This window comes from Streptococcus mitis, assembly GCF_047462815.1.
In the GTDB taxonomy this organism is placed as follows: Bacteria; Bacillota; Bacilli; order Lactobacillales; family Streptococcaceae; genus Streptococcus; species Streptococcus mitis_DO.
In genome coordinates this window covers 1-1,735 of the sequence record NZ_JASHFB010000023.1, presented here as the reverse complement: position 1 = coordinate 1,735, position 1,735 = coordinate 1, and the positions used below count along the sequence as shown (strand labels likewise).

Genomic DNA, 1,735 nt, shown 5'->3' with positions numbered 1-1,735 from the left:
GCAAGTACATCAGCAAGTACATCAGCATCAACAAGTGCAAGTACATCGGCTAGCACGTCAGCCTCAACAAGTGCAAGTACATCGGCTAGCACGTCAGCTTCAACGAGCGCAAGTACGTCAGCAAGTACGTCAGCCTCAACAAGTGCAAGCACATCAGCAAGTACATCAGCTTCAACAAGCGCAAGTACATCAGCAAGTACATCAGCTTCAACAAGTGCAAGTACATCAGCAAGTACGTCAGCCTCAACAAGCGCAAGTACATCAGCAAGTACATCAGCCTCAACAAGTGCAAGTACATCGGCTAGCACGTCAGCTTCAACGAGCGCAAGTACGTCAGCAAGTACGTCAGCCTCAACAAGTGCAAGCACATCAGCAAGTACATCAGCCTCAACAAGTGCAAGTACATCAGCAAGTACATCAGCCTCAACAAGTGCAAGTACATCGGCTAGCACGTCAGCCTCAACAAGCGCAAGTACATCAGCATCAACAAGTGCAAGTACATCAGCAAGTACATCAGCTTCAACAAGCGCAAGCACATCAGCAAGTACGTCAGCTTCAACAAGCGCAAGCACATCAGCAAGTACATCAGCTTCAACAAGCGCAAGTACCTCAGCAAGTACATCAGCATCAACAAGTACATCAGCATCAACAAGTGCAAGCACGTCGGCTAGCACATCGGCTAGCACATCAGCAAGTACGTCAGCTTCAACGAGCGCAAGTACATCAGCAAGTGCGTCAGCATCAACAAGTGCAAGTACATCAGCAAGTACGTCAGCTTCAACGAGCGCAAGTACCTCAGCAAGTACGTCAGCATCAACAAGCGCAAGTACATCAGTAAGTACGTCAGCATCAACAAGTGCAAGTACATCGGCTAGCACATCAGCAAGTACGTCAGCCTCAACAAGCGCAAGTACATCAGCATCAACAAGTGCAAGTACATCAGCAAGTACGTCAGCATCAACAAGCGCAAGTACCTCAGCAAGTACGTCAGCTTCAACAAGCGCAAGCACATCAGCAAGTACATCAGCTTCAACGAGCGTAAGTACGTCAGCATCAACAAGTGCAAGTACATCAGCAAGTACATCAGCATCAACAAGTGCAAGCACATCAGCAAGTACGTCAGCAAGTACGTCAGCCTCAACAAGCGCAAGTACATCAGCATCAACAAGTGCAAGCACATCAGCAAGTACATCAGCTTCAACAAGCGCAAGTACCTCAGCAAGTACATCAGCATCAACAAGTACATCAGCATCAACAAGTGCAAGTACATCAGCATCAACAAGTGCAAGCACGTCGGCTAGCACATCGGCTAGCACATCAGCAAGTGCGTCAGCATCAACAAGCGCAAGTACGTCAGCCTCAACAAGTGCAAGTACATCAGCAAGTACGTCAGCTTCAACGAGCGCAAGTACCTCAGCAAGTACGTCAGCATCAACAAGCGCAAGTACATCAGCAAGTACGTCAGCCTCAACAAGTGCAAGTACATCGGCTAGCACATCAGCAAGTACGTCAGCCTCAACAAGCGCAAGTACATCGGCTAGCACGTCAGCTTCAACGAGCGCAAGTACGTCAGCAAGTACGTCAGCCTCAACAAGTGCAAGCACATCAGCAAGTACATCAGCAAGTACATCAGCATCAACAAGTGCAAGTACATCGGCTAGCACGTCAGCCTCAACAAGCGCAAGTACATCAGCATCAACAAGTGCAAGTACATCGGCTAGCACGTCAGCCTCAA

1 protein-coding gene is annotated in these 1,735 nt (G+C 48.6%); it reads right to left on the bottom strand.

Annotated features, from left to right (window positions below):
* On the bottom strand, positions 1–1,735 hold a 1,735-nt coding region (locus tag QM865_RS09085; RefSeq protein ID WP_414306501.1), incomplete at both ends, for a hypothetical protein.